The following is a 24,048-nucleotide window of genomic DNA, read 5'->3' as shown; positions in this document are numbered from 1 at the left end:
TTCACTCCTTGGGAGGATTCGGTTCCGGTTGCAGCAGCGCTATTTCCAGCGCGTCCAGCCGCTCAGTCCAGAAATGCTCGTAGGTTTGCAGCCATTGCATGGCCTGCGCCATAGGCTCGGGTTCAAGCCGGCAGATATGGTTTCTTCCCTGCACGGTACGCTGCACCAGCCCAGCAAGCTCCAGTGCTTTGATATGCTTGGAAGCGCCGGCAAACGACATCTGCAACGGCGCGGCCAGTTCGCCAATGCTGTGCTCGCCACCGGCCAACGACCGCAATATTGCGCGGCGTGTCGGATCGGAGAGCGCATGGAAAATGGCGTCCAGCTGTGAGGAAGATAATTTAACCATATGGTTGAATATAGAACAGGTAGGCTAATATTCAACCAGTTTGTTGAATATTTTTTCTGGCTCCGACAAACAGGCCGGAGCCAGGGGATCAGGCGTGAGTTTGCGCCAATATGGCATTGAGCAACACGTTGGCACCGGCGGTCGACCACGCCGGGGAGATGTTTTCCAGTTCGTTGTGGCTGATGCCGTCCACGCAGGGGATGAATATCATCGCCGTAGGGGCTACCCGGTTCAGGTAACAGGCGTCATGACCGGCACCGGAAACCATATCCCGGTGCGAATAGCCCAGGGTCTTGGCGGCCTGCCGCACGCTGTCGATACAAGCTGGATCAAAACGTATCGGCTGATATTGGAATATACGCTCGACATGGGCATTTAGCCCATCGACGCCCACTTCGGCCACCGCAGCCAGCAAACGTTGTTCCATCTGCGCCAATACGGCCTCTTGCGGGTGGCGGAACTCGACGCTGAAAAACACCTTGCCCGGCACCACGTTGCGGGAGTTGGGTGTGATTTGCGCCATACCTACCGTGGCACGGGCATCCGGCATAAAGTCGTTACCGATATCATTGACCGCCTTGACCATGGCGGCGAAGCCGAGCAGGGCGTCGCGCCGTCTATCCATCGGCGTCGTACCCGCATGAGCGCTGAACCCGGTGATCTCCAGTTCATACCAGCGCTGCCCCTGCGCGGCGGTCACCACGCCAATCTCAATGTTTTCCGCTTCGAGGATCGGTCCTTGCTCAATGTGCAGCTCAAAGGCGGCGTGAATCGGCGTGTTGCCCACCGGATGCTCGCCGGCGTAGCCGATTTGCTGCAAGGCTTCGCCGATGCTGGTGCCCTGTGCATCCTGGCGCGACAGGCCGTATTCCAGCTCGAACACGCCGGCAAATACCCCAGAAGAGATCATTGCCGGCGCAAAGCGTGCGCCTTCTTCATTCGTCCAGTTAATGACTTCCACCGCACGTTCGGTTGCGATTTGTCGATCGTTCAGGGTGCGGATCACCTCCAGCCCGGCCAGCACGCCGTAAATGCCGTCGAAACGGCCGCCGTTGGGCTGGGAGTCAACGTGGGAGCCGGTGACCACCGGGGCCAGATCCGGGCGAGTGCCTTCACGGCGCAGGAACATATTGCCCATGCGGTCGATGCGTACGCTGCAACCGGCATCCAGGGCCCACTCGCGCAGCTGGTTGCGCGCCATGCGATCTTCTTCGCTCAGGGCCAGCCGGGTCACGCCGTCTTTCGGGATAGCCCCGAACTGCGCCATGTCGAGCAGGCTTTGCCACAGGCGTTCTCCGTTTACTCGATGCGTCACTTTTTTTCTCCCTGCGCTTTGGCGGCATAGCGAAAATCGCAGCAGGGCGCGCCGGACATGATGGTCTGGGTGCGCTGCAGTTCGACCTCGGGCGCGTAGCCGACGATAAACTGGCTGTCGCGCGCGCAGGACAGCAGATGGCCGATCTCACCCAGCCCCATCTGATGGTACATCTCGGCATAGCGACAGCGGGTGACGTCATAGTCAAAATGCTGCTCGTCCTGGTAGATCACCTTCACCTGCAGCGCATCGTCTTTTTCCCACAGGTATTGCAAGGCGGCGAAACTTTGCAAATCCGCGCCATTCGGCTCCTGCGCGGCGAAGTTTTTGCCGGCTTCAATGGCGGCATTTTCAATTGCCTCGCCAATCACTGCCTGTGCGCGCTCTTTGCCGATTTCGCGCACCAGGATCTGGTAGATCGGTTTGATGATTTCCGCTTCTATGCGGCGCCGTGCCAGAATACCCAACTCGTTTTTTGCATCGCTCATCGCCTTGCTCCTCATTGCTTGCGGATTTTTATTGTTTTTTTGCGCCGCCCAATACGGTCTGCGGCTGCCATTTGCCGTCAACCACCCGGTACAGGGTGAAGCTCGGCTGTTGCAGGTTGCCCTGCGAATCGAATGCAATGGTGCCGGTGACGCCTTGATAATGAATGGCTCGCAGCTTCGGCAGATAATCGGCCGGATCGGCGGATCCCGCCTGCTCGATGGCGGCAATCAGTACCCGGGTGGCGTCGTAGGCGAACGGCGCATGCAGTTCGATATGGGTTTTATAGCGGTCGCGATAGGCCTGCTCAAAGGCTTTGCCGCCGGGCATTTGCTCCAGCGGCAGACCGGGCTCCAGCGCCACTACGCCTTCGCCTTCTTTCTGTGCCAGCGTCAGGAAGGTCTGGCTGACAAAACCGCCGGCCCCCATCAACGGGGTGTTCATGCCCAACTGTTTGATACGGCGCGCCAGCGGCGCTGCCTGCGAGTCGACGCCGCCGAAGAAGATCAAATCGGCGTTTTTGCTGCGCACGGTGGTCAGCACCGCGCTGAAGTCGACGGTCTTGTCGTCGACATATTCACGCGCCACCGGCTGGATACCCTGAGCCGCCAACGACTTGATGAATTCATCCGCCAGTCCTTGCCCGAACGCGGTGCGGTCGTCAATCACCGCAATGCGCTTGGCTTTTAGCTGTGTGACGGCATAAATCCCGGCGTAATTACCGCCATCGTCGTCATGGCCCATGACGCGGAAGCTGGTATCAAACCCTTGTTGAGTATAGCCATGGCCGGTGGCGACCGGCGCAACCTGGGCAATACCGGCGTCGTGGTAAATACGCGCCGCAGGAATGCTGGTGCCGGTGTTCCAATGGCCGACCACACCGACCACGCCTTCGTCGACCAGACGTTGTGCTACCGCGACGGCGGTGCGCGGATCGGATTGATCGTCTTCGGACAACAATTTAAAGGTGACCGCTTTACCGTTCAGCGTGGGTTTCTGGGCGTTGGCATCGGCGATCGCCAACTGAGCGCCGTTTTCCAAATCTTTGCCGATACGGGCGGAAGGGCCGGTTAAAGGACCGGCCAGGCCGATCAGAATGGTTTCATCGGCCAGCGCCGACGAGGCGGCACCCAGGCTGACCAGAATCGCGGCGGCCAACGCCAGCGGCTTGAAGCGAGTTATGTTGTGCATGTAAAACTCCCGGTGTGGTTAAAAGTTAAAACGGTTATTCGCCCAAATAGGCTTGTTTGATTTTTTCATCGTCCAGCAGGTCGGCAGAGCGGCCGCTTTGGTTCAGATTGCCGCTGTCCAGTACGTAAGCGCGATCGGTCGACGCCAGCGCCAGCCTGGCGTTTTGTTCAACCAACAGTAGCGTGACACCGTCACGCGACAGGCGTTTGATAACCTCAAAAATGGCCTCAACCACGATAGGCGCCAAGCCCATAGAAGGCTCATCCAGTATGAGCAGGCGCGGGCGGCTCAGCAGCGCACGACCGATCGCCACCATCTGCTGCTCACCACCGGAAAGTAATCCGGCCTGTTGACGCAGCCGTTCGCGCAAGCGAGGGAAAAGCGCGCAAACCTGCTCCAAATCCTGTCGAACCGCCGGTTTGTCAGAGCGTGAATAAGCGCCAAGCTGCAGATTCTCCAATACCGTCATGCGGGCGAAAATCCCGCGGCCTTCCGGCACCATCACCAGCCCCTGCTGCAGCAAGCGATGCGGGGGTACGCCGCGAATGGAAAGGCCGTCGAACAGGATTTCTCCTTCAAACGGCTGCAGGCCGGTCAGAGCGCGCAGGCTGGAGGTCTTGCCCGCGCCGTTGGCGCCGATTAACGTCACCTGTTCGCCGCTGTTCACCGTAAAATCGATGCCTTTCACCGCATGAATCCCGCCGTAAGACACTTTTAAATTTTTAACGCTGAGTAAGGGCTCAGACATGGGCAGCGCCTCCCAGATAAGCGCGGATCACCGCAGGCTCACGCCTTACCTGTGCCGGTTCGCCTTCGGCGATGACTTTGCCGTAGTCGAGCACCGTCATGCGGTCGCACAGTCCCATCACCAGCTTGACGTCATGCTCGATCAGCAACAGCGTTTTGCCACTGTCTCGAATGCGTAGCAGCAGATCGCGCAGTGCCACTTTTTCGGCCGCGTTCATCCCGGCGGCGGGTTCATCCAACGCCAACAATTTGGGCTCGGTCGCCAATGCCCGGGCGATTTCCAGCCGGCGCTGGTGGCCATAGGAAAGATCGCCGGCGCGATAATGCGCGAACTGACTGATGCCGACGTAGTCGAGCAGCGCGTGGGATTTTTCCCGCGTGGCCTCTTCTTCCTGTCGGGCGCGCCGATGGCGTGAAATCGCTGCCCACAGGCCGTTGCGGGTGCGCAAGTGGCAGCCGACCATCACGTTTTCCAGCACGCTCATCTCATTGAACAGGCGCAGGTTCTGGAAGGTGCGGGCGATACCGGCCTGGGCCACCTTATCGATAGCCTGCGGCTTGTAGCGTTGATCATGCAGGCGGAATTCGCCGCTGTCGGCGCGGTACAGACCGGTGATCAGGTTAAAGCAGGTGGTTTTGCCGGCACCGTTGGGGCCAATCAGGCCGTAAATCTCTCCCTGACGGATGCTGATACTGACATTGTCCACCGCGGTTAATCCGCCAAAGCGTTTACTGACGTGACTGAGCGTGAGAAGCGGCGTCATAAAGTGGCCCCCTGTGGATGACGTGCAGGCCGCAGGCCTGCCGGGCGATACAGCATCACCAGAATCAACGCCAGCCCGTAGAACAGCTGACGGATGATCTCCGGATCGATCCACACCTGGCCGAACAGGGCCTGTTGCAGCGGCCCCATGGTGCTGCGCAGCAGTTCAGGCAAGGCGGCCAGCAACAAGGCGCCGAGGATCACTCCGGGGATATGACCCATGCCGCCCAACACAACCATCGCCAGTACCGCGATGGATTCTTGCAGCGTAAAGGACTCCGGTGAGACAAATCCTTGAAATGCTGCGAATAAAGCGCCGGCGATGCCGCCAAAAGTGGCGCCGATGGCGAATGCCAACAGCTTGAAATTACGGGTATTGATGCCCATCGCCCGTGCCGCGTCTTCATCTTCGCGGATGGCGGTCCAGGCCCGACCCACCCGTGAATGTTGCAGGCGAAAACAGATAAACAGGATCAGCAGCAGCAGGGCGGCGAACAGGTAGTAATAGAGGTACAGTGACGAAAAGCGGAAACCGAACCACTGATGCATGCCCGAAAACTTCAGGCCAAACAGTGAAACCGGATCGATGCCGGAGATCCCTTTGGGGCCGTTGGTGATGTTCAGCGGCCGATCCAGATTGCGCATCAAAATGCGGACGATCTCGCCGAAGCCCAAGGTGACGATCGCCAAATAGTCTCCACGCAGTCGCAGCGTCGGTGCGCCCAGCAGAATGCCGCACAACGCCGCCAATATTGCCGCCAGCGGGATCAGCAGCAGGATCGACAAATGCAGCCCATCGGGGAACCACTGCAACAGGATTGGAAACTGCTCGGTCAGGTGGGGTGACGACAGCAGAGCGGTCAGGTAGGCGCCTACCGCGTAAAAGGCGATAAACCCCATGTCCAGCAAACCGGTTAGGCCAACCACGATGTTCAACCCTAACGCCAGCATCAGGTAGAGCAAGGCAAAATCAATCACCCGCACCCAGTAGTTACCACCGGCGGCACCGGCCACCCAGGGGGCAAGCAGCAGGCCGAGCATAAACAGCGCCACGCCGAGTCTGGCGCGGCCAGGGGAATCGGTTTGCTGTAGGTGAGTCAAAACAGTCATCTTGTATCCTCAGGCGCGGGTGGCGACGCGTTCGCCCAGCAGGCCGGATGGGCGAAATACCAAAACGGCGATCAATATCAGGAAGGCGAAAACGTCCTGATAATTACTGCCGAAGGTGCCCCCGGTCAGTTCGCCGAGATAACCGGTGCCCAGCGACTCGAACAACCCCAGCAACAGGCCGCCGAGCATGGCGCCGCGCAGGTTGCCGATACCGCCCAATACGGCGGCGGTGAAGGCTTTGATGCCCGGCAGGAACCCCATGGAGAATCCGGCATTGCCGTAGTTGCTGGCCATCATGATGCCCGCCACGGCCGCTAAAGCACCGCCGAGGGCGAACGTCAGAACGATGATGCGGTTGGGGTCTATGCCCATCAGGCCGGCAACCTGCGGGTTTTCCGCCGTGGCGCGCATGGCGCGGCCAAAGCGCGAGTGTTCGACCAATAGCAGCAGCCCGGCCATCACCAGCAGCGCGATAGCCAGCGTGGCAATACCGGTACCGGTGATCACTGCCGGCGCGTGGTTGGCGCTGCCAGACGTCAGGGCGATGGGGTCCATGGGCAACAGTTGCGGGAACATTAAGGGATTGCGTGACCAGATCAGCATCGCCAGCGTTTGCAGCAGCAGAGAAACGCCAATTCCGCTGATCAGCGGTGCCAGGCGCGGAGCATTGCGCAGACGACGATAGGCCAGGCGCTCAATACTCATAGATACAAGCGCGCAGACGGCCATGGCGATCAGCGCCGCCAGTAACAGCACGACATAGGGCGACAGCGCAGGAAAATGGTGCTGCAACAGGTTAATGGCGGACAGGGCGCTCAGCGCTCCGACCATCAGCACATCGCCGTGGGCAAAATTGATGATGCGCAGAATGCCGTACACCATGGTGTAACCCAGGGCAATCAAGGCATAAATGCTGCCGAGCATCAGTCCGTTGACGGTCTGCTGTACCAGCGTATCCATAGGGAGGAGTCCCGAAAAATAATGATTCAGGAAGCTCACAGTAGAGAATTAAATAAAATTGTAAAATACGGAAAAATAATTTCTTATACAGAAAATGTGTGTTTTTAATTTATTGATTTATTTGTATATTAATTTTCAACTGCCGCCGATTTTTCAGCAAAATAGTCAACATATGAAAAAAACAGAACAATACAATGTGCCGTTGCCAAACGATCCACCGCTGCGCGCCGTACGGACCTTTGAAGCTATCGCCCGTCTGGGGAGCATCAGCGCCGCCGCGAAAGAGTTGGAAATATCGCCATCGGCGGTGAGCCATCAGCTCAAAACGCTGGAGGCCTTTCTGCAAATGCCGCTGACCGAGCGTCAGGGGCGCCGGTTGATATTGCGCAACGAAGGGCGGGACTATTACCGTTCGATCCGCTCGGCATTTAACGTGCTGCGTCAGGCAACGGAGCAGGTGCGTGAGCAGTCGGCTTCCCGGCAGGTGACCATCAGCCTGATCCCGCTGTTTGGCATGGGGTGGTTCATTCCGCGCTTGCGCGGCTTTCTGCGCGAGAATCCCGAAATCGACATCAACGTGGTGTATGCCAATCACCGCAATTACCTCAGCGACGCCGCAGATATCTCGATTCGCTTTGGTTCGGGGCAATGGAGTGGCTATCGCAGCGAAAAACTGATGTCCGGCAAAATGGTGCCGGTATGCAGCCGCAGCTTTATCAAGCTGCACGGGCTGTTGGACACGCCGGAGCAACTTGCACCTTTGCCGTTGCTGCACGACGAAGAGCGCGCTACCTGGATGCAGTGGTTTCAGTCAGCCGGTGTCAAACGACCGCTGCGCAGTACCGGCCCGATGTTTGAAGACGGTCTGCTAACGTTGGCGGCGGTGCAGGCGGGCCTGGGCTGTGCGCTGATGCGTGAACCCCTGATCGAACCCTATCTCAACAGCGGCGAGCTGGTTAAGTTGTTCGATCTGGCGATTGACGATGGGCGCGATTACTACCTGTGCGTGCGGCAAGACAATGAACTGTCACCAGAAGGGTTGAACTTGCAGCGCTGGCTGCTGAAAGAGGCGGGGAACTGAAGGTTCTCACCCAATATCGGCACGCGCTAACCGCCTGAATTGACTATCCTGAATAAATCGTAATGGCTTATTCAGGAAACTTCGATGAGCACAGGGAATGAACAGGAACAGACGCCGAAAATAAGCATGCCGCTGTTGGCCGGTGGCGCACTGGGGGTAGTGTTTGGTGATATCGGCACCAGCCCGTTATACACCCTGAAAACCGTGCTCTATCTCTCGGGGGATGCGCCGTCGGCGCCGGTGATCCTGGGCCTGCTGTCGCTGATTTTCTGGACGCTGGTGATCGTCACCTCGCTGAAATACGCCATGTTTGCCATGCGCATCGATAACCGCGGTGAAGGCGGCATTATGGCGTTGATGTCGTTACTGGTCAGCAAGAAAAAGGCCCGGCCGATGGTGCTGTTTGCCGGCCTGTTCGGTGCGGCGCTGATCTACGGCGACGGGGCCATTACCCCGGCGATTTCGGTGCTGTCGGCGTTGGAAGGGCTGAACATCGTACTGCCCGAGTCGAAACCCTATATTTTGCCTGCGGCGGTGCTGATTCTGGTGAGCTTGTTTGCCATTCAGCCGTTAGGGACCGCGCGTATCGGTAAAGTCTTTGGGCCTATCATGGCGCTGTGGTTTTTCTCTATCGCGGTGCTGGGTATTTGGGGCATCGTTCAGCATCCGGCGGTGCTGATGGCATTGAATCCGCTGTACGGCATCCACTTTCTGTTTTCCAACGGGCTGACCAGCTTTTTAGTGCTGGGTGGGGTGTTTCTCTGCGTCACCGGCGCAGAGGCGCTGTATGCCGACATGGGGCACTTTGGCAAAAAGCCGATTTGGCTGGCCTGGTTTGGTATCGTCTTCCCCAGCCTGCTGCTGAACTACGCCGGCCAGGCCGCGTTGATCCTCTCCGGCGCCGACGTCACCCAAAACATCTTTTTCCGCCTGTGCCCGCCGATGCTGCAGATCCCTCTGGTGATCCTGGCGACCTTGGCCACCATTATCGCCAGTCAGGCGATCATCAGCGGCGCCTTTTCCATGACCCGTCAGGCAATCCAACTGGGTTGGTTGCCGCGTTTGCGGGTGAAACAAACCACTGAGGAGAGCTACGGGCAAATCTATATCGGTGCCATCAACTGGTTGCTGATGGCGGTGACGGTTTTTCTGACGGTGTTTTTCAAGTCTTCCGACAATCTGGCCGCGGCTTACGGCATTGCGGTTTCTCTCACCATGATCATGACCACCGGGCTTTTGTTTGTGGCCATGCGCGAAGTATGGCGTTGGGGAACGCTCGCCAGCCTGTTGGTTGCCGGCGGCTTTTTTATCGTCGATCTCAGCTTCCTGTTGGCTAACCTCAGCAAAGTCATGCAGGGCGGTTATGTCCCGTTGCTGATGGCCACGCTGGTCTATGGCGTGATGTTAATCTGGCATCGCGGGGTGCTGGCGGCTTCTCGCACGCTGGGGGAAAAGAACCTGCCGCTGGCGGATTTTCTGGCGCATCTTGAAGAGCGTAACATCCCAAGGGTGCCAGGCACGGCCATTTTTCTGACCCGAACGTTAAATGGTACACCGCCGGTGATGAGATGGCAGGTTAAACGCAACGGTTCGCTGCACGCCAATGTGCTGGCGCTGCACATCATGATTGTTAACGAACCGCGGGTGGCAAACGCCGAACGTTTGGTGATGCGGCAACAGTCGCCGGGTTTCTGGTGCGCGGTAGCCAGCTATGGCTTTATGGAACGACCCAATATTCCGCGTTTATTACAGCATGCGGAGGCACAGAAAACCGGGCTGAACTTTGACGATGCTACCTATTACCTGGGTCATGAAAGCGTGGTGCGCCGTGAAGCCCGTGACCGATTACCGGCCTGGCAGCGCAACATTTTTGCGCTGATGGTGCGCAACGGCATGCACGTGACGGATTATTATTATTTGCCCAGCGATCAGGTGGTGGAGATCAGCCGTCGGGTGCCGGTTTGATCCGTCTGGCTATAGGTTAAAAGCAAAGGTTATTTAGCCGTCGGAGCGCGAGGGAGTAAATTGCCGTGGCAGCGAAGGGCGCTGCTTGCTGATGAAGGGCTTATGTCATTATTCGATCTTACCGCGCTGGCCGCCGATTTGCCGCAGGCATGGCGCTCCAGCGTACTTGGGCAGGTAGGCGCGGCCAATATCAAAGTGTTGCGGATGGATCAGCGTGAGATTGCCGAAGAGGTCCACGATTACCATGAAGGATTGCTGGTGATCGCCGGGCAACTGCGGCTTGAAGTGCAGGGTGAGGAAATCACGGTTAACGCCGGGCAACTGTATCAGGCCGCCGCTGGCGTGCCGCATCGGGTGCTGGCGGGCAGCCAGGGCACCCTGGTGATTTTTGATTTGCCGGAGTGATCAATCCAACGTGGCGAGCGCAATTTTGACCGCCGCTTCCAATCTTGCCCGGCTGACGCCATCGCGCGCCTGAATCGACAACCCGTGCAGGAAGGCGGCGAAATAGTCACCAAGAGCATCGGCATCGGTATCGGGCGGCAGTTCACCGCTGGCGACGGCGGCGTGCAGGCGATCAATAATGCCTTGGGTGCGAAGCAGACGATGTTCCGCCAGCCAGGCTTTGATCCCGCTGTTTTCGTCGCTGACGCTGGCGGCAGAGGAAACCACCATACACCCCTGCGGCAGGTCTGCGCGGCTGTAGAGCGCCACTGCATCGTCCAGCATGCGTTTTATCGCCAGGCGCACGCTGCTTTCTTCACTGAATGCGCGATCGGCAAATCCGCCTTCATGACTTTCGTAACTTTCGATGGCTTCACGAAACAGCAACTCTTTCGAGCCGAACGCCTTGTAGATACGGGCGGAAGCGATGCCCAGTTCGGTCACCAAATCCGACATCGAGGTGCCTTCGTACCCCTGACGCCAAAATAAATCTCGTGCTTTCAGTAACGCCTGCTCACGGTCGAATTCGCGCGGTCTGCCTGCCATTAATCAATTCCTGGTTGCCTGTCCCTCAGCGAAACAGGATCGCTTAAATCTATTGTAATACCAACGAGTTTTTAAAATTCGCTTGCTGAGAGATTCATTTAAGCCTATTGTTTGTCAATCGACAAACAATAGGAGTTTACGATGAAAACCCTGAAAGGTCCAAGCCTGCATCTCGCCCAATTCAGTGACGACGCAGCCCCATTCAACAGCTTGCCGGCTATCGCTCAATGGGCGGCAGAAACCGGTTTTAAAGCCCTGCAGATCCCCGCCTGGGACAGCCGACTGTTTGATCTGGCCACCGCGGCGGAAAGCCAGACTTATTGCGACGAACTGATCGGCATGCTGGCGGAGCAGGGATTGGTAGTCAGCGAACTGACCACCCACATTTTCGGTCAGCTGATGGCGGTGCATCCGGCTTATGACGCATTGTGCGACAGCTTTGCGCCACCGGCATTGCATGGCAACCCGCAGGCGCGCAGCGAGTGGGCGCACCAGCAACTGCTGCTGGCGGCCAAAGCCTCAGCGCGACTGGGCCTGACCGAAATGGGCACCTTTTCCGGTTCGCTGGCCTGGCCTTATCTATTCCCGTTCCCGCAGCGCCCGGCAGGGCTTATCGAAACCGCGTTCGATGAGTTGGCCAAACGCTGGCTGCCGGTGCTCAACGCCTGCGATGAACAGGGGGTGAACCTGTGTTATGAAATCCACCCCAGTGAAGACCTGCACGACGGCGTGACCTTTGAAATGTTCCATCAGCGTGTTGGCGGACACCCGCGCTGCCAAATACTGTTCGATCCGAGCCACTTCGTGCTGCAACAGCTGAACTATCTGGATTACATCGATATTTATAAGGATTTCATTCGCATGTTCCACGTCAAGGATGCCGAATTCAATCCGACCGGGCGGCAGGGCATTTACGGCGGTTATCAGTCATGGACCGAGCGCGCCGGGCGTTTCCGCTCATTGGGTGACGGCCAGGTGGATTTCAAGGGCATCTTCTCCCGGCTGACGCAGCACGGTTACGAGGGTTGGGCCACGCTGGAGTGGGAATGCTGCCTGAAGCATCCACAGGATGGGGCTCGCGAAGGTGCCGCCTTTATTCGTGATCACATCATCAACGTGACCGACAAGGTGTTTGATGACTTCGCCGGTGCGCCGGTTGATCAACAGCAAATCAATACCTTGCTCGGCCTGCGCTGAGCCCGCAATTCCACGACGGAGAACATCAATGACACTGCAAAATAACGGGTCCATGACCAATGGACCTGAGCCGGAACACGTCTATGCGCGGGTAAAGGGTAACCGCATCCACTGCGTCACGCTGGGCGAAGGGCAGCCGGTATTGCTTATCCCTGGCTGGCCGCAGACCTGGTTTACCTGGCGTCATGTCATGCAAGCGCTGGCGGCGGCCGGTTTTAAAGCGATAGCGGTAGACCCGCCGGGCATCGGCGATTCGGACAAGCCGATCGGGGGATATGACACCGGCAGCGTTGCCGCGACGCTGCACCAGACCATGCTGCAACTGGGGCATGAACGTTACCAACTGATCGGCCATGACATCGGTATGTGGGTTGGCTATGCAATGGCGAGCGACTTTCCGCAGGCGGTGACGGGGCTGGTGCTGACGGAAGCGGTTATTCCTGGCCTGGCACCGGCACCACCGATTTTTGTCCCGGCAGATCAAAATATTTTCCTGTGGCACTTCATGTTCAACCAACTGGCGGATCTGCCGGAGACGTTGACGCTGGGCCGTGAGAGGGAGTATCTCAGCTATATCTTTAACCGCTGGTCCTATCGCCGGGATCGGGTGGCGGCAGAAACCTATATTGCCGCCTATTCAGCACCGGGAAGCCTGCGGGCCGGTTTTGACTACTACCGCGCCATTCCGGAAACCATCCGCCAAAACCAGCGGCGGGCAGAGACCCGGCTAACCATGCCGGTGATGACCATTGGTGCAGAACATGCTACTGGCGACGCGCCTTTCGTCACGCTGCGTGACAACGCGGTGGATCTGCGAGGAGAAACCGTGGCCGGCTGTGGCCATTTCATCACCGAAGAGTGTCACGAGGAATTTATCGCGTTGGTGATCCCCTTCCTGTCAGGGAGCCAGAACCATGCCGCTTGATCCTCAGATTGCTCGTTTTCTGGCGGAGGCTGCGCAGGCACCAGCGCCTGCATCGCTCAGTGAGATGCGGGAGGTCGCCCAGGCCGGCTTGTTGGCGCTGCAGGGTGAAGCCGAAGCCAGTGGTGGCGTCCGTGATGGTTGGGTGACTGCTGACGACGGGCAGGCTATCGCCATTCGTGCCTATACGCCGGGAGGAGCGACGCCGGGTGAGCCTCTGCCTGCGATGCTGTATGCCCACGGCGGCGGCTGGTGTCTGGGATCGCTGGCGCTGTATGACCGGCCTTGTCAGGCACTGGCCAATGCCACCGGGCGCGTTATCCTGTCGGTTGATTACCGGTTGGCACCTGAGTATCCCTATCCACGGCCGCTTGAGGACGTGTATCAGGCCCTGTGCGGCGTGGTGGAAAGGGCCGATGAGTGGGGCGTTGACGTTGCCCGCATGGCGGTAGGCGGCGACAGCGCAGGCGGCAACCTGGCCGCGGCGGTGGCGTTATTGGCCCGAGACCGCAAGGGGCCGCAGATTGAGCATCAGCTTTTGCTGTATCCGGCATTGAGTCGTGCTATGGATACCGCAAGCTATGAGGAGTACGCGCAAGGGTATTATTTGACGCGGGAAGTGATGGCGTTTTGTTGGAACACCTATCTGGGCGAAACGGACAAGCCGCAGGATCCTTACGCAGAGCCACTGCATGCCCCAAGGTTACAGCGGTTACCCCCGGCGACCATTCTCAGCTGCGAATACGATCCGTTGCGTGATGAAGCCGAGCTTTATGCCAAGCGGTTACAGGAGGCGGGCGTAGCAGTGCGTTGCGAGCGGCTGCCGGGCATGGTGCATGCCTGCATTCACATGCTGGGCTTGACCCCGGCGGCGCGTGTGTTGTTCGACAAGGTTGGCTGATAAAAAATGCCCCGTATGAATGATACGGGGCATGTGTTCCTGCCTGAGTGGCTTAACGGCCGGCGACGGTGACGAAGCGGGTTTCCAGATAGGATTCGATCGCTTCGCTGCCGCCTTCGGTACCGTGGCCGGAGTCTTTCACCCCGCCAAACGGCGTTTCCGGCAGGCCAAAACCGATATGGTTGATGCTGAGCATGCCGCTTTCCACATCGCGTCCCAGCGCCGTCACCGTGGCGATGCTGCGGCTGTAGGCGTAAGCCGCCAGACCGTATGGCAGGCGGTTAGCCTCGGCAATGGCTTCCTCATAAGTGGTGAACGGACGCAGCAGGGCTACCGGACCAAAAGGTTCTTCAGACATCGCGCGCGCACTCAACGGCACGTCACGTAATACCGTCGGTTCGAAGAAATTGCCGACGCCTGCCACCCGGTGACCGCCGGTCGTGGCTTTAGCACCCTGGGCAATCGCATCCTTCACAAAGGCATCAATGGCTTCTACGCTGCGTTGCAGAACCATCGGGCCCATGGTGACGCCTTCCTCCAGACCATTGCCCAGCTTGATATCACGCACCGCAGCGGTGAATTTTTCAACGAAGGCTTCATAAACGCCCTGCTGGATCAGGAAACGGGTCGGGGCGATGCAGACCTGGCCGGCGTTGCGGAATTTGGCCAACGCCAGCTCTTTGGCGGCAGCGTCGAGATCGGCATCGTCAAAAATCAACACCGGCGCGTGGCCACCCAGCTCCATAGTGGCTTTCTTCATGTGCTGACCGGCCAGTGCCGCCAAATGTTTACCCACGCGGGTGGAGCCGGTAAACGAGATTTTACGAATGGTCGGATGCGGGATCAGGTATTCGGAGATCTCCGCCGGAGTCCCGTATACCAGCGCGATAACGCCCGCCGGCACGCCTGCGTCGGCAAAGGCTCTGATCAGCTCCGCCGGTGAGGCCGGAGTCTCTTCCGGGCCTTTGACGATGATCGAACAGCCTGCTGCCAGCGCGGCGGACAGTTTGCGAACAATCTGATTAATCGGGAAGTTCCACGGCGTAAAGGCGGCAACCGGCCCAACCGGCAGCTTGAGGGTCTGCTGCTGCACATCGCGACTGCGGGACGGGATAATCTGGCCGTAGGTGCGGCTGGCTTCGCCGGCAAACCAGTCGATCACGTCCGCCGAATTGAGAATTTCAACCTTGGCCTGCGCCACCGGTTTGCCTTGTTCCTGACTCATGATGGCGGCGATCTTCTCGGCGCGCTCACGCAACAATGTTGCGGCCTTACGCATCAGGTTTGCACGCTGATAGGCGGAGGTGTCGCGCCAGACTTTAAAACCGCGTTCGGTTGCGTCCAGTGCCAGATCAAGATCGGCTGCGGCGGCATGCGCCACGCTGCCAATCACCTCATCGGTCGCGGGGTTGGTGACCGGCGTGGTTTTGCCGGCGACTGCGTTACGCCATTGTCCGTCGATATAGAGTTGAGTATCTGGATACATTGTTGCCTCTTACTTTCAAGGGGTTAAAAACGAGTTTCCCGTTCTGCGGCGGGATAATCAAGACGCCGGTGCCGGCTTGCTGACGCCGGGCGCTGAGTAAAATACCCTACGCTGAATGAGCATCAGCGTCCAGAAAACCGCGTTGCGCACTACTCAAAACCTGCGGCGTTGTCTATCCTATCGGCATCGGCACAATTGAAGCAGGGCGGTACGGTGCAGGGTGTTCCACAACAGTTTCCTTTTGAGAAAGACAGCGCGCAGTTTCGGCATCTACCGCAGATGCCGGGCGTTGAACTTTATCACGCGCATATCGAGCGCTACGTTTTTGAGCCGCACACCCACGATGCTTTCGCCATCGGTACCGTCGATTCGGGGGCTGAGCGCTTCCGCTATCGCGGAGCACAACATTTGGCGGCGCCCGGTTCGCTGATATTGATGAACCCGGACGAGTTGCACACCGGCGAGTCGGAAACCGCCGGCGGCTGGAATTATCGGATGCTTTATCTGGAACCGCACACGCTGGAACAGCTGTCCGGTGAGCAGGGGTTTTGGTTTACCGATGCCATACGCCAGGATCCGTTAGCGGCACGGCAGTTGTCCGCCACGCTGGCCGCGCTGTGGCAGGCTCGTGATCCGCTGACCATCGACGATCTGCTGATGCAGGTCATCAGCATTTTCCGTCCGCATATCCAGGCGGCACGCCCGTTGAAAGCAGAAGCGGCGCACCGTTTTGATATCGTCAAAAGCTATCTGCACGATAATTTTGCTTCCGTCATTACGCTGGAGCAGTTAGCGGCGCTGGTTTCGCTCAGCCCATATCATTTTCTGCGTAAATTCAAAGCCCAATATCACGTATCCCCCCAACAGATGCTGATGGCGATCCGTCTGTCACAGGCCAAACTGATGCTGGGGCGCGGTATGCCCGCGGCCCAGGTGGCGGCAGCGGCGGGGTTGACCGATCAGGCGCATTTGACGCGCGCCTTTGCCAATCGTTACGGTGTCACGCCAGTGCGCTACCAGAAACAGGTCACCAGCCGCTAAAACAGCAACCTGCTACAATATTTTCCCGCCCGAGCTCGTTAGGCTGACCCCCAAGTATTTAATCACGGGTCCGCATTGCCGTTCCCGGTTGTTGATGGAGTCATTATGTTTGTCGGCGTGTTATTTGCCTTGTCTGCCGGGCTGATGTGGGGGCTGATTTTTGTCGGCCCGGTGTTAATCCCTGAATACCCAGCGGCGTTGCAGTCGACCGGGCGTTATCTGGCCTTTGGGCTGATTGCCTTGCCGTTGGCGTGGTTTGATCGTCATCGTCTGAAAAAGTTACATCGTCACGATTGGCTGGAGGCGTTAAAGCTGACGGCGATTGGCAACCTGCTGTATTACCTGTGCCTGGCGAGCGCCATTCAACGTACTGGCGCGCCGGTTTCTACCATGATTATCGGTACGTTGCCGGTGGTCATTTCGGTGACCGCCAACCTGTTTTACAGCCAGCACGATGGCCGACTTTCCTGGCGTAAACTGACGCCGGCGCTGGTGCTGATTGCCTGCGGTCTGGCATTGGTCAACGTTGCCGAACTGCAGGGCAATACGGCCCCGGTTGACGTCTGGCGTTATACCAGCGGCTTGGGCCTGGCGGTGTTGGCCGTGGCGTGCTGGACCTGGTTCCCATTGCGTAATGCCCGCTGGCTGCGGGAGAACCCGGGGCAAAGGTCCGCGACCTGGGCAACGGCTCAGGGGCTGGTGACGCTGCCGCTGGCACTGATCGGTTACGTGGTGGTTTGCGGTCAATTGGCTTTTACCGAGCCGGAGTTTGCGTTGCCTTTCGGACCCAGGCCTGAAGTATTTGTCCCGTTGATGATTGCCATTGGCATGTTGTGTTCGTGGATTGGCGCATTGTGCTGGAATGAGGCGAGTCAGCGCCTGCCGACGGTGTTGGTCGGGCCGCTGATCGTCTTCGAAATTCTGGCGGGGTTGGCTTATACCTTTATGCTGCGTCAGGCCTGGCCACCGCTGCTGACGTTGGGCGGTATTGCCTGCCTGATCGTGGGAGTGGTGTCTGCGATGCGGATTAAGCCACAGCCGGTGGTGGTCAGTATTGGGGCCAAGGAGTAATGCCTGCCGCAGAGCGCGGCAGGCGGTAAGTTTACTTTTTGCTGTGGTGAATGATCTCTTCGGCCACGTTGCGCGGCGCTTCGGCGTAGTGGCTGAACTCCATGGTGTAGGTGGCGCGCCCCTGCGACATCGAGCGCAAGGTGGTGGAATAGCCAAACATCTCCGACAGCGGCACCTTGGCATGAATCTCCTTGCCGCCGCCGCCCGGAATATCTTCCATCCCTTGCACCAGTCCGCGGCGTGACGACAGATCGCCCATCACGCTGCCGGCGTAATCTTCCGGCGTTTCTACCTCTACCGACATAATGGGTTCGAGGATCACCGGATCCGCCTGACGGCAGGCCTCTTTAAAACCGAAGATGGCCGCCATGCGGAACGCCTGCTCCGAGGAGTCGACGTCGTGGTAAGAGCCAAAGGTCAGGTGCACTTTGACATCAACCACCTGATAGCCAGCCAGCACGCCGTTATTCAAGGCTTCCAGCACGCCTTTTCTCACCGCCGGGATAAATTCGCCCGGGATCACGCCGCCTTTGATTTCATCGAAAAATTCAAAGCCCTTGCCCGGCTCATTGGGTTCCACCGTCAATACCACGTGGCCGTACTGGCCTTTACCGCCGGACTGGCGCACAAACTTGCCTTCCACGTCGGTCACGCGCTTGCGGATAGTTTCGCGGTAGGACACCTGCGGTTTGCCGGTGGTGGTCGCCACGCCAAATTCACGCCGCATGCGGTCGACGATAATTTCCAAATGCAGTTCGCCCATGCCGTAAATAATGGTCTGGCCCGACTCTTCGTCGGTACGCACGCGAAATGATGGATCCTCTGAGGAAAGGCGTTGCAGCGCGATGCCCATCCTCTCCTGATCGGCTTTGGTTTTCGGCTCAATCGCCTGAGCGATGACCGGTTCCGGGAACACCATTTTCTCCAGCGTGATAATCGCGTTGGGATCGCACAGGGTGTCGCCGGTGGTAACATCTTTTAGCCCCACGCAGGCGGCGATATCACCGGCGTGCAGCTCTTCGACATCTTTACGATCGTTGGCGTGCATTTGCACGATGCGGCCAATACGTTCTTTCTTCCCCTTCACCGGGTTGTATACGCTGCTGCCTTTGGCCAATACGCCGGAATACACTCGCACAAAGGTCAATTGGCCGACGAAGGGATCGGTCATCAGCTTGAATGCCAGCGCCGAGAACTTTTCATCGTCAGACGCGCGGCGGATCACGATATTGTCGCGCTCGTCGTGGCCTTCCATCGGTGGAACGTCAAGCGGCGAGGGCATCAGCTCAATCACCGCGTCCAGCATGCGTTGCACCCCTTTGTTGCGGAATGCGGAACCGCACAGCATCGGCTGAATTTCGCCGGCCACGGTGCGCAGGCGCAGGCCGCGAACGATCTCTTCTTCGCTTAGCGGTACCTGATTAAGGTACTTGTCCATCAGCTCTTCCGAGCCTTCGGCGGCAGCTTCGACCATTTTATCCCGCCATTCCTGTGCCGATTCACGCAGATCCGCCGGGATCTCTTCAAAGCTGAAACTCATCCCCTGGGTCGCTTCGTCCCACAGGATTGCTTTCATGGTTACCAAGTCCACCACGCCGGTGAAGTGGTCTTCAGCACCAATGGGTATGACGATCGGTACCGGATTGGCCTTAAGGCGCTCGATCATCATTTTGCGCACGCGGAAAAAGTCAGCGCCCACGCGGTCCATTTTGTTGACGAACGCCAGCCGCGGCACCTTGTATTTATTGGCCTGGCGCCAGACGGTTTCCGACTGTGGCTGTACGCCACCCACCGAGTCGTAGACCATGACCGCGCCATCGAGCACGCGCATCGAACGTTCGACCTCAATGGTAAAGTCTACGTGCCCGGGGGTGTCGATAATATTGATGCGGTGCTGCGGATAATTATGCTGCATGCCGTTCCAGAAACAGGTCGTCGCCGCCGAAGTAATGGTAATGCCGCGTTCCTGCTCCTGCGCCATCCAGTCCATGGTGGCGGCGCCGTCGTGCACTTCGCCCAGCTTGTGACTGACCCCGGTGTAAAACAGAATCCGCTCGGTGGTGGTGGTTTTGCCGGCATCGATATGCGCCGAGATGCCGATATTGCGGTAGCGTTCGAGGGGGGTAGTACGTGACATAATTAACCTTTCTTAGCCGCATCAAAGAAGGGCGGCTTTAAGCAGCATGAATAATTATGATAATCCTCTGTGGGTTATCTCCGGACGGGTGAATGCTTGCACCGGTCACAAACTAATCGTAGTTGATGAAAGGGTTTTTACTCAACGATGGCTGCGATAGGTTTTATCGTTAAGCGAGTTGAGTGAGACGCCAGGGTACTGCAACGCGAAGGCCAGGTTCGGGGGATACCGATGCCTGTTCTGCAGGCACCGGTTTGACTGAGATGCAGGTATTACCCGGCAAAAATATGTGCCTGACCGATGATATTCAGATTGACCAGGGTACCGGCGCGAAGGCCTTCGCGGCTGACGGTTTTAAGCTCAATCGTGGCGTCGTTGTTGGCCATACGCAAATTCAGGGTGGAGACAAAACCGGCGAAATCGATGTGGGTCACTACCGCCTGGCTGGAGTGTTGCGACTCGGACTGACTGATTTGGATTTGCTCCGGCCGCAGCATGATGCGGGCAGGCCCACGGCGGCTACAGTCGTCCACGGCAATCCGCCCCAACGCGCACTGGGCCCAACCCTGTTCCAGATCGGCGGAGAGCACCAGCGTCTCACCTAAAAATGTGGCGGTGGGTTCGTCGACCGGCCGTAGATAAAGATCCTGCGGCGGCCCAACCTGTGCCAGACGGCCATTGCGCATCACCGCCACCTGATCGGCAAACGACAACGCTTCAGTCTGATCGTGGGTCACCAAAATAGACGCCACTTTGGCTTCGGCCAGCAGCTCTGCCACCGCTTTGCGGGTCGCGGCACGCAAGCCGGTATCCAGCGCGGAGAAGGGTTCATCCAGCAACATCAATTTCGGCTGCTGGGAGAGTGCCCGGGCCAACGCCACGCGTTGCTGTTGCCCGCCAGAAAGCTCGTGGGGCCACAGTGCACCCAGGCGACGATCCAGCGCCACCATGTCCATCAGCGCATCTATACGCAGCTGCTTGTCGCGCTTGCTGCCCTTCAGGCCAAAACCGATATTGCCGGCCACGGTGAAGTGCGGAAACAGCGCGCCATCTTGCGGGACAAAACCAATGCCCCGCAGGTGCGCTGGCACCCAGCCGCTGCCATTGTCCATCGAATGGCCCTGCAACATCACCCGACCGCTGTCCGGTATTTCGAAGCCGGCGATGATGCGCAGCAGGGTAGTTTTCCCCGAGCCGGAAGGGCCGACAATCGCGGTGCGGCTGCCCGGGGCAACCTGCAAATCAACATGCTCCAGCACCTTGATCGCGTTATAGGACTTACCGATGCCTTGTAGTTCAAGCGTGCTCATAATCCCGCCGTGCGTTTGGATTGAGAATAAAGAAGCCAGGTCAGTGGCAGGGACAACGCCACCATAATCAGCGCGTAGGGGGCCGCCGCTACATAGTCGATCTCGCTGGTCAGTGCCCAAAAAGCGGTGGCCAGCGTACGTGTGCCATTAGGCGCCAGCAGCAGCGTGGCGGTCAGCTCATTGGAGATGGCCAGAAATACCAGTGCCGCACCGGCGGCTGCGCCGGGAGCCGCCAGTCGCAGCGTGGTACTCCAAAGAGCCTGGGCAGGGGAACGGCCGAGGCTGCGCGCGACATTTTCCAACTCTACCGGTGCCTGAGCGATGCCCGCACGCAGGTTGATCAAGGCTCGCGGCATAAACATCAGTAAATAGGCCAGCAGCAGGGTAATTTCGGTTTGATAAATTGGGCGGAAGCTGTGAATGGTGATGGTGACCAACGCCAACGCCACTACGATACCGGGCAGCGAGCTGGTGACATAATTGCAGCCTTCCAAAATCCGATACAGTCGTGCCGGATAGCGTACCGAAAGCCAGGCCATTGGGATGGCGCATAAGGTGATCAACAGCGCTCCGCTGGCCGCCAATGACAGCGTTTGCAGCAGGGCTGGCAGCAGTTCGGTATTGCGCCAGACCTCAAATCCACCCAAGGTCAGCCAGCGGGCCAGCGTGATAAAGGGCACCCCCAGCGCCAGCGCGGTGAGTACCAAGGGCAGTAGCAGGCCGAACAGGGTAGCGGCAGGCCCAAGACGGTAAGCGTTCTGGCTGCGGGCGCTGCCGGAACCGACGCGAGCATAGCGCGCTCGGCCTCGACTGCCGGCTTCCAGCAGCAACAGCACCAGGCAGCAAAGCACCAGTACCCCGGCCAGCATATTGGCCGCCGGGCCGTTAAAAGTGGACTGGAACTGATCGAAAATGGCGGTGGTGAAGGTATCAAAGCGGATCATCGCATACAGGCCGTATTCCGCCAGCAAATGCAAAGCGATCAACAGTGAACCGCCCCAAATCGCCAATTTCAGCTGGGGCAATACCACGCGGAAAAACACCGCCAGCGGGCGGGTGCCCAGCGAAGTGGCGACGTCTTCAATACCGGGATCAAGCCGGCGCAGTACTGCGGCCGCCGGCAAGTAAATAAACGGGAAGTAGGCAATGACCGAAATAAAGACCCCTGCGCCCAAGCCATGCATCGAAGGTACCAGGCTTATCCAGGCGTAGCTTTGCACAAAGGCGGGCACCGCCAGCGGTGCGGTTGCTAACAATGACCAGATACGCCGTCCGGGCAAGGTGGTACGCTCGGTCAACCAGGCCAATGCCACCCCAAGAACGGCACAAATAGGCAGTGTGAAGACCACCAGCAACAGAGTATTAAGCAGCAGGTCGGCCACCCGGGGGCGAAAGACCAGAGCTTTCACCGTCGGCCAACCGGTTTCAAACGCCACGCTAATGACAAACCCCAACGGCAACAGTGCCAGCAGGGAGAGTAAAATGGCGACCGCCACGATAAACAGCCCCGGCCGCTGATGGCGTCGGGCTGAAGCGTAACGTGGCGCTGCACCGGCAGCGTTGAAACCTATATTCGACATAGGGCTAAAAGCTCTCTTTACGGACAAGACTGGCTTACAACAAACCGGCTTCGGTCATCAATTCGACGACTTTTTTGCCGTTCAGCGCGGAGGCGTCGACTTTAGGCGCGTCCAGCTCTTTCAGCGGTACCAGTTTCGGGTTGGAGGCTGCGTTAACGCCCACGGCATATTCGAACGCATTGTTGGTACGCAGGATCTCCTGGCCGTTTTTACCGGTGATCCACTTCACGAACGCCTGAGCCTGCTGCTGGTGTTTGCTTGAGGCCAACACGCCACCACCGGAGATGCTGACAAAAGCACCCGGATCCTGGTGTTTAAAGTAGTAGAGCTTGATATTTTTACTGTTCTCGCCGGTCTTGGCACCGTCGACAAAGGGATAATAGTGATAGATGACACCGCTGTCGATTTGGCCGGCATTCACCGCTTTCATCACGGTACTGTTGCCTTTGTAAGCGGTGAAGTTGGTTTTCATCGCTTTCAGCCATTCCAGGGTGGCTTTCTCGCCTTTTAGCTCCAGCAAGGCGCTGACGATCGCCTGGAAATCTGCACCTGAAGGTGAGGCAGCCCAGCGGCCTTTCCATTCCGGCTTGGCCAGATCCAGCAGTGATTTCGGCAATTGCGCTTCGGTCAACTTAGCCGGGTTGTAGACGAACACCGTTGAGCGGGCAGCAATGCCTATCCAACGGCCATGCTGTGGACGGTACTGCGGTTCAACCTGGGCCAGGGTAGTGGCGTCCAGGGGCGCAAACAGTTTGGCGTTATCCACCAACACCATCGCCGGGGAGTTTTCCGTCAGAAAAACGTCGGCAGGGGATGCACTCCCTTCTTGCACCAGTTGATTACCCAACTCACTGTCGCCGCCATTACGCAGGGTCACTTTAATGCCGGTGTCTTTGGTAAAACCGTCCACCCAGGATTTCACCAGGTTTTCATGCTGGGCGTTATAAATAACGATACCTTCATCCTGAGATGCGGCATTGGCGGAAAACGCCAGCATCATGGACGACGCCAACAGGGCAATGGGGCCGAGAGAAGTGAAACGCAGCTTCATACAGTCATCCTTTTTATTGAGAGAGTGCAGAGAAGAAAAGCGAATGAATAAGGCCTGACGAATGCCGGGCAGCCCTGATTGTATATAAGAACATTAATAATGATAGTGAAAACGATTCGTATTAATTTATTTTTATAAATTGCTCACTAATTATCTTGTCTTAAGGAAAAATTAAGCTTGAGTATTATTGATTCTTTTATTCGCTAATTCATCAGTATTTATAATGCGTTAATCGATTGGCAGTGCAATGAAACCAATAACCTCGCTGTTTGGCCTGTCATCTCCGCGGTCGGTGCAACTGCCCTCAGAACCACGAGTGACGCCGTTTAATGCATTCAACCATCGCCATTAAGTGTTGGCCGGGTAGCCGTTAACATTCCTTCAGCCCTGGTGAA

22 protein-coding genes are annotated in these 24,048 nt (G+C 58.0%); 8 read left to right on the top strand and 14 right to left on the bottom strand.

From position 1 onward, the window contains the following. Position 1: 1 nt before the first annotated feature. The 8 genes from EBA31_RS13465 to EBA31_RS13430 all read right to left on the bottom strand — a co-directional run bounded on the left by EBA31_RS13465 (position 2) and on the right by EBA31_RS13430 (position 6,921). Complete coding sequence (locus tag EBA31_RS13465; protein ID WP_020827025.1) at positions 2-349, bottom strand: helix-turn-helix transcriptional regulator; 348 nt, start codon at positions 347-349, stop codon at positions 2-4. Between the two features lie 88 nt (positions 350-437). Then, positions 438-1,664: a Zn-dependent hydrolase gene (locus EBA31_RS13460; RefSeq protein ID WP_122079450.1), complete on the bottom strand. Its 1,227-nt coding sequence runs from the start codon at positions 1,662-1,664 to the stop codon at positions 438-440. Continuing rightward, complete coding sequence (locus EBA31_RS13455; RefSeq protein ID WP_020827023.1) at positions 1,661-2,152, bottom strand: L-2-amino-thiazoline-4-carboxylic acid hydrolase; 492 nt, start codon at positions 2,150-2,152, stop codon at positions 1,661-1,663. Before EBA31_RS13455 ends, EBA31_RS13460 begins: the two co-directional genes overlap by 4 nt. A gap of 28 nt (positions 2,153-2,180) precedes the next feature. Beyond that, on the bottom strand, positions 2,181-3,341 hold the full coding sequence (locus tag EBA31_RS13450) for a branched-chain amino acid ABC transporter substrate-binding protein (RefSeq protein WP_020827022.1): 1,161 nt from the start codon (positions 3,339-3,341) through the stop codon (positions 2,181-2,183). 34 nt (positions 3,342-3,375) lie between these two features. Then, positions 3,376-4,089, bottom strand: a complete 714-nt coding sequence (locus EBA31_RS13445) for an ABC transporter ATP-binding protein (protein WP_122079449.1) — start codon at positions 4,087-4,089, stop codon at positions 3,376-3,378. After that, positions 4,082-4,852 carry an ABC transporter ATP-binding protein gene (locus tag EBA31_RS13440; RefSeq protein WP_122079448.1) on the bottom strand — a complete coding sequence of 257 codons (771 nt, stop codon included), beginning with the start codon at positions 4,850-4,852 and terminating at the stop codon, positions 4,082-4,084. Before EBA31_RS13440 ends, EBA31_RS13445 begins: the two co-directional genes overlap by 8 nt. Then, complete coding sequence (locus EBA31_RS13435) at positions 4,849-5,961, bottom strand: ABC transporter ATP-binding protein (RefSeq protein ID WP_122079447.1); 1,113 nt, start codon at positions 5,959-5,961, stop codon at positions 4,849-4,851. Before EBA31_RS13435 ends, EBA31_RS13440 begins: the two co-directional genes overlap by 4 nt. Before the next feature lie 9 nt (positions 5,962-5,970). Further along, a complete protein-coding gene (locus EBA31_RS13430; protein WP_122079446.1) occupies positions 5,971-6,921 on the bottom strand; it encodes a branched-chain amino acid ABC transporter permease in 951 nt (316 codons plus the stop codon). A gap of 172 nt (positions 6,922-7,093) precedes the next feature. Here EBA31_RS13430 and EBA31_RS13425 point away from each other — a divergent pair, with 172 nt between their 5' ends. From EBA31_RS13425 to EBA31_RS13415, 3 genes are all read left to right on the top strand, one after another. After that, complete coding sequence (locus EBA31_RS13425) at positions 7,094-8,002, top strand: LysR substrate-binding domain-containing protein (protein WP_369982334.1); 909 nt, start codon at positions 7,094-7,096, stop codon at positions 8,000-8,002. A gap of 84 nt (positions 8,003-8,086) precedes the next feature. Beyond that, positions 8,087-9,967, top strand: a complete 1,881-nt coding sequence (locus EBA31_RS13420; RefSeq protein ID WP_115058755.1) for a potassium transporter Kup — start codon at positions 8,087-8,089, stop codon at positions 9,965-9,967. Between the two features lie 102 nt (positions 9,968-10,069). Next, positions 10,070-10,372: a cupin domain-containing protein gene (locus EBA31_RS13415; RefSeq protein WP_048758784.1), complete on the top strand. Its 303-nt coding sequence runs from the start codon at positions 10,070-10,072 to the stop codon at positions 10,370-10,372. Here the strand turns inward: EBA31_RS13415 and EBA31_RS13410 are convergent, their stop codons facing one another. After that, positions 10,373-10,957 (bottom strand): TetR/AcrR family transcriptional regulator, encoded by a 585-nt coding sequence (locus tag EBA31_RS13410; protein WP_122079444.1) that lies wholly within the window; start codon positions 10,955-10,957, stop codon positions 10,373-10,375. A gap of 141 nt (positions 10,958-11,098) precedes the next feature. On the opposite strand from EBA31_RS13410, the gene EBA31_RS13405 reads away from it, so the two are divergent. The 3 genes from EBA31_RS13405 to EBA31_RS13395 are packed head-to-tail and all read left to right on the top strand — an operon-like array spanning position 11,099 to position 13,977. Next, positions 11,099-12,154, top strand: a complete 1,056-nt coding sequence (locus EBA31_RS13405) for a sugar phosphate isomerase/epimerase (protein ID WP_122079443.1) — start codon at positions 11,099-11,101, stop codon at positions 12,152-12,154. 28 nt (positions 12,155-12,182) lie between these two features. After that, complete coding sequence (locus tag EBA31_RS13400; RefSeq protein ID WP_116690405.1) at positions 12,183-13,079, top strand: alpha/beta fold hydrolase; 897 nt, start codon at positions 12,183-12,185, stop codon at positions 13,077-13,079. Continuing rightward, complete coding sequence (locus tag EBA31_RS13395) at positions 13,069-13,977, top strand: alpha/beta hydrolase (protein ID WP_122079442.1); 909 nt, start codon at positions 13,069-13,071, stop codon at positions 13,975-13,977. The genes EBA31_RS13400 and EBA31_RS13395 overlap by 11 nt, the downstream gene beginning before the upstream one ends. Positions 13,978-14,029: 52 nt before the next feature. Here EBA31_RS13395 and EBA31_RS13390 read toward each other — a convergent pair whose 3' ends face one another. Then, entirely contained in the window at positions 14,030-15,463 is a 1,434-nt protein-coding gene (locus tag EBA31_RS13390) for an NAD-dependent succinate-semialdehyde dehydrogenase (RefSeq protein WP_122079441.1), read from the bottom strand. A 213-nt stretch (positions 15,464-15,676) separates the two neighbouring features. Between EBA31_RS13390 and EBA31_RS13385 the strand changes: the two genes are divergently transcribed. Together EBA31_RS13385 and EBA31_RS13380 are read left to right on the top strand one after the other, a co-directional pair. Further along, a complete protein-coding gene (locus EBA31_RS13385; protein WP_122080629.1) occupies positions 15,677-16,504 on the top strand; it encodes an AraC family transcriptional regulator in 828 nt (275 codons plus the stop codon). A gap of 105 nt (positions 16,505-16,609) precedes the next feature. Further along, a complete protein-coding gene (locus EBA31_RS13380; RefSeq protein ID WP_122079440.1) occupies positions 16,610-17,575 on the top strand; it encodes a DMT family transporter in 966 nt (321 codons plus the stop codon). Between the two features lie 31 nt (positions 17,576-17,606). On the opposite strand, the gene fusA is transcribed toward EBA31_RS13380, so the two are convergent. From fusA to EBA31_RS13360, 4 genes are all read right to left on the bottom strand, one after another. Next, positions 17,607-19,712: an elongation factor G gene (gene fusA / locus EBA31_RS13375; RefSeq protein WP_122079439.1), complete on the bottom strand. Its 2,106-nt coding sequence runs from the start codon at positions 19,710-19,712 to the stop codon at positions 17,607-17,609. Positions 19,713-19,984: 272 nt separating this feature from the next. Further along, entirely contained in the window at positions 19,985-21,022 is a 1,038-nt protein-coding gene (locus EBA31_RS13370; protein ID WP_046373473.1) for an ABC transporter ATP-binding protein, read from the bottom strand. Beyond that, positions 21,019-22,602, bottom strand: coding sequence for an iron ABC transporter permease (locus tag EBA31_RS13365; RefSeq protein WP_122079438.1), 1,584 nt, complete (start codon positions 22,600-22,602; stop codon positions 21,019-21,021). Before EBA31_RS13365 ends, EBA31_RS13370 begins: the two co-directional genes overlap by 4 nt. A gap of 34 nt (positions 22,603-22,636) precedes the next feature. Further along, positions 22,637-23,653, bottom strand: coding sequence for an iron ABC transporter substrate-binding protein (locus tag EBA31_RS13360; RefSeq protein ID WP_020827004.1), 1,017 nt, complete (start codon positions 23,651-23,653; stop codon positions 22,637-22,639). Between the last annotated feature and the right edge of the window lie 395 nt (positions 23,654-24,048).

The sequence above is a fragment of the Serratia sp. P2ACOL2 genome (assembly GCF_003691565.1).
Classification (GTDB): domain Bacteria; phylum Pseudomonadota; class Gammaproteobacteria; order Enterobacterales; family Enterobacteriaceae; genus Serratia; species Serratia liquefaciens.
Note: the sequence above shows the minus strand (reverse complement) of the source record. Positions and strands in the feature narration are given on the sequence as shown.

What these genes read in the sequence shown, in the direction of transcription:
- EBA31_RS13465 (WP_020827025.1), bottom strand. Translation starts at nt 349, where the DNA reads ATGGTTAAATTATCTTCCTCACAGCTGGACGCCATTTTCCATGCGCTC.
- EBA31_RS13455 (WP_020827023.1), bottom strand. Translation starts at nt 2,152, where the DNA reads ATGAGCGATGCAAAAAACGAGTTGGGTATTCTGGCACGGCGCCGCATA.
- EBA31_RS13450 (WP_020827022.1), bottom strand. Translation starts at nt 3,341, where the DNA reads ATGCACAACATAACTCGCTTCAAGCCGCTGGCGTTGGCCGCCGCGATT.
- EBA31_RS13445 (WP_122079449.1), bottom strand. Translation starts at nt 4,089, where the DNA reads ATGTCTGAGCCCTTACTCAGCGTTAAAAATTTAAAAGTGTCTTACGGC.
- EBA31_RS13440 (WP_122079448.1), bottom strand. Translation starts at nt 4,852, where the DNA reads ATGACGCCGCTTCTCACGCTCAGTCACGTCAGTAAACGCTTTGGCGGA.
- EBA31_RS13435 (WP_122079447.1), bottom strand. Translation starts at nt 5,961, where the DNA reads ATGACTGTTTTGACTCACCTACAGCAAACCGATTCCCCTGGCCGCGCC.
- EBA31_RS13430 (WP_122079446.1), bottom strand. Translation starts at nt 6,921, where the DNA reads ATGGATACGCTGGTACAGCAGACCGTCAACGGACTGATGCTCGGCAGC.
- EBA31_RS13425 (WP_369982334.1), top strand. Translation starts at nt 7,094, where the DNA reads ATGAAAAAAACAGAACAATACAATGTGCCGTTGCCAAACGATCCACCG.
- EBA31_RS13420 (WP_115058755.1), top strand. Translation starts at nt 8,087, where the DNA reads ATGAGCACAGGGAATGAACAGGAACAGACGCCGAAAATAAGCATGCCG.
- EBA31_RS13415 (WP_048758784.1), top strand. Translation starts at nt 10,070, where the DNA reads ATGTCATTATTCGATCTTACCGCGCTGGCCGCCGATTTGCCGCAGGCA.
- EBA31_RS13410 (WP_122079444.1), bottom strand. Translation starts at nt 10,957, where the DNA reads ATGGCAGGCAGACCGCGCGAATTCGACCGTGAGCAGGCGTTACTGAAA.
- EBA31_RS13405 (WP_122079443.1), top strand. Translation starts at nt 11,099, where the DNA reads ATGAAAACCCTGAAAGGTCCAAGCCTGCATCTCGCCCAATTCAGTGAC.
- EBA31_RS13400 (WP_116690405.1), top strand. Translation starts at nt 12,183, where the DNA reads ATGACACTGCAAAATAACGGGTCCATGACCAATGGACCTGAGCCGGAA.
- EBA31_RS13395 (WP_122079442.1), top strand. Translation starts at nt 13,069, where the DNA reads ATGCCGCTTGATCCTCAGATTGCTCGTTTTCTGGCGGAGGCTGCGCAG.
- EBA31_RS13390 (WP_122079441.1), bottom strand. Translation starts at nt 15,463, where the DNA reads ATGTATCCAGATACTCAACTCTATATCGACGGACAATGGCGTAACGCA.
- EBA31_RS13380 (WP_122079440.1), top strand. Translation starts at nt 16,610, where the DNA reads ATGTTTGTCGGCGTGTTATTTGCCTTGTCTGCCGGGCTGATGTGGGGG.
- fusA (WP_122079439.1), bottom strand. Translation starts at nt 19,712, where the DNA reads ATGTCACGTACTACCCCCCTCGAACGCTACCGCAATATCGGCATCTCG.
- EBA31_RS13370 (WP_046373473.1), bottom strand. Translation starts at nt 21,022, where the DNA reads ATGAGCACGCTTGAACTACAAGGCATCGGTAAGTCCTATAACGCGATC.
- EBA31_RS13365 (WP_122079438.1), bottom strand. Translation starts at nt 22,602, where the DNA reads ATGTCGAATATAGGTTTCAACGCTGCCGGTGCAGCGCCACGTTACGCT.
- EBA31_RS13360 (WP_020827004.1), bottom strand. Translation starts at nt 23,653, where the DNA reads ATGAAGCTGCGTTTCACTTCTCTCGGCCCCATTGCCCTGTTGGCGTCG.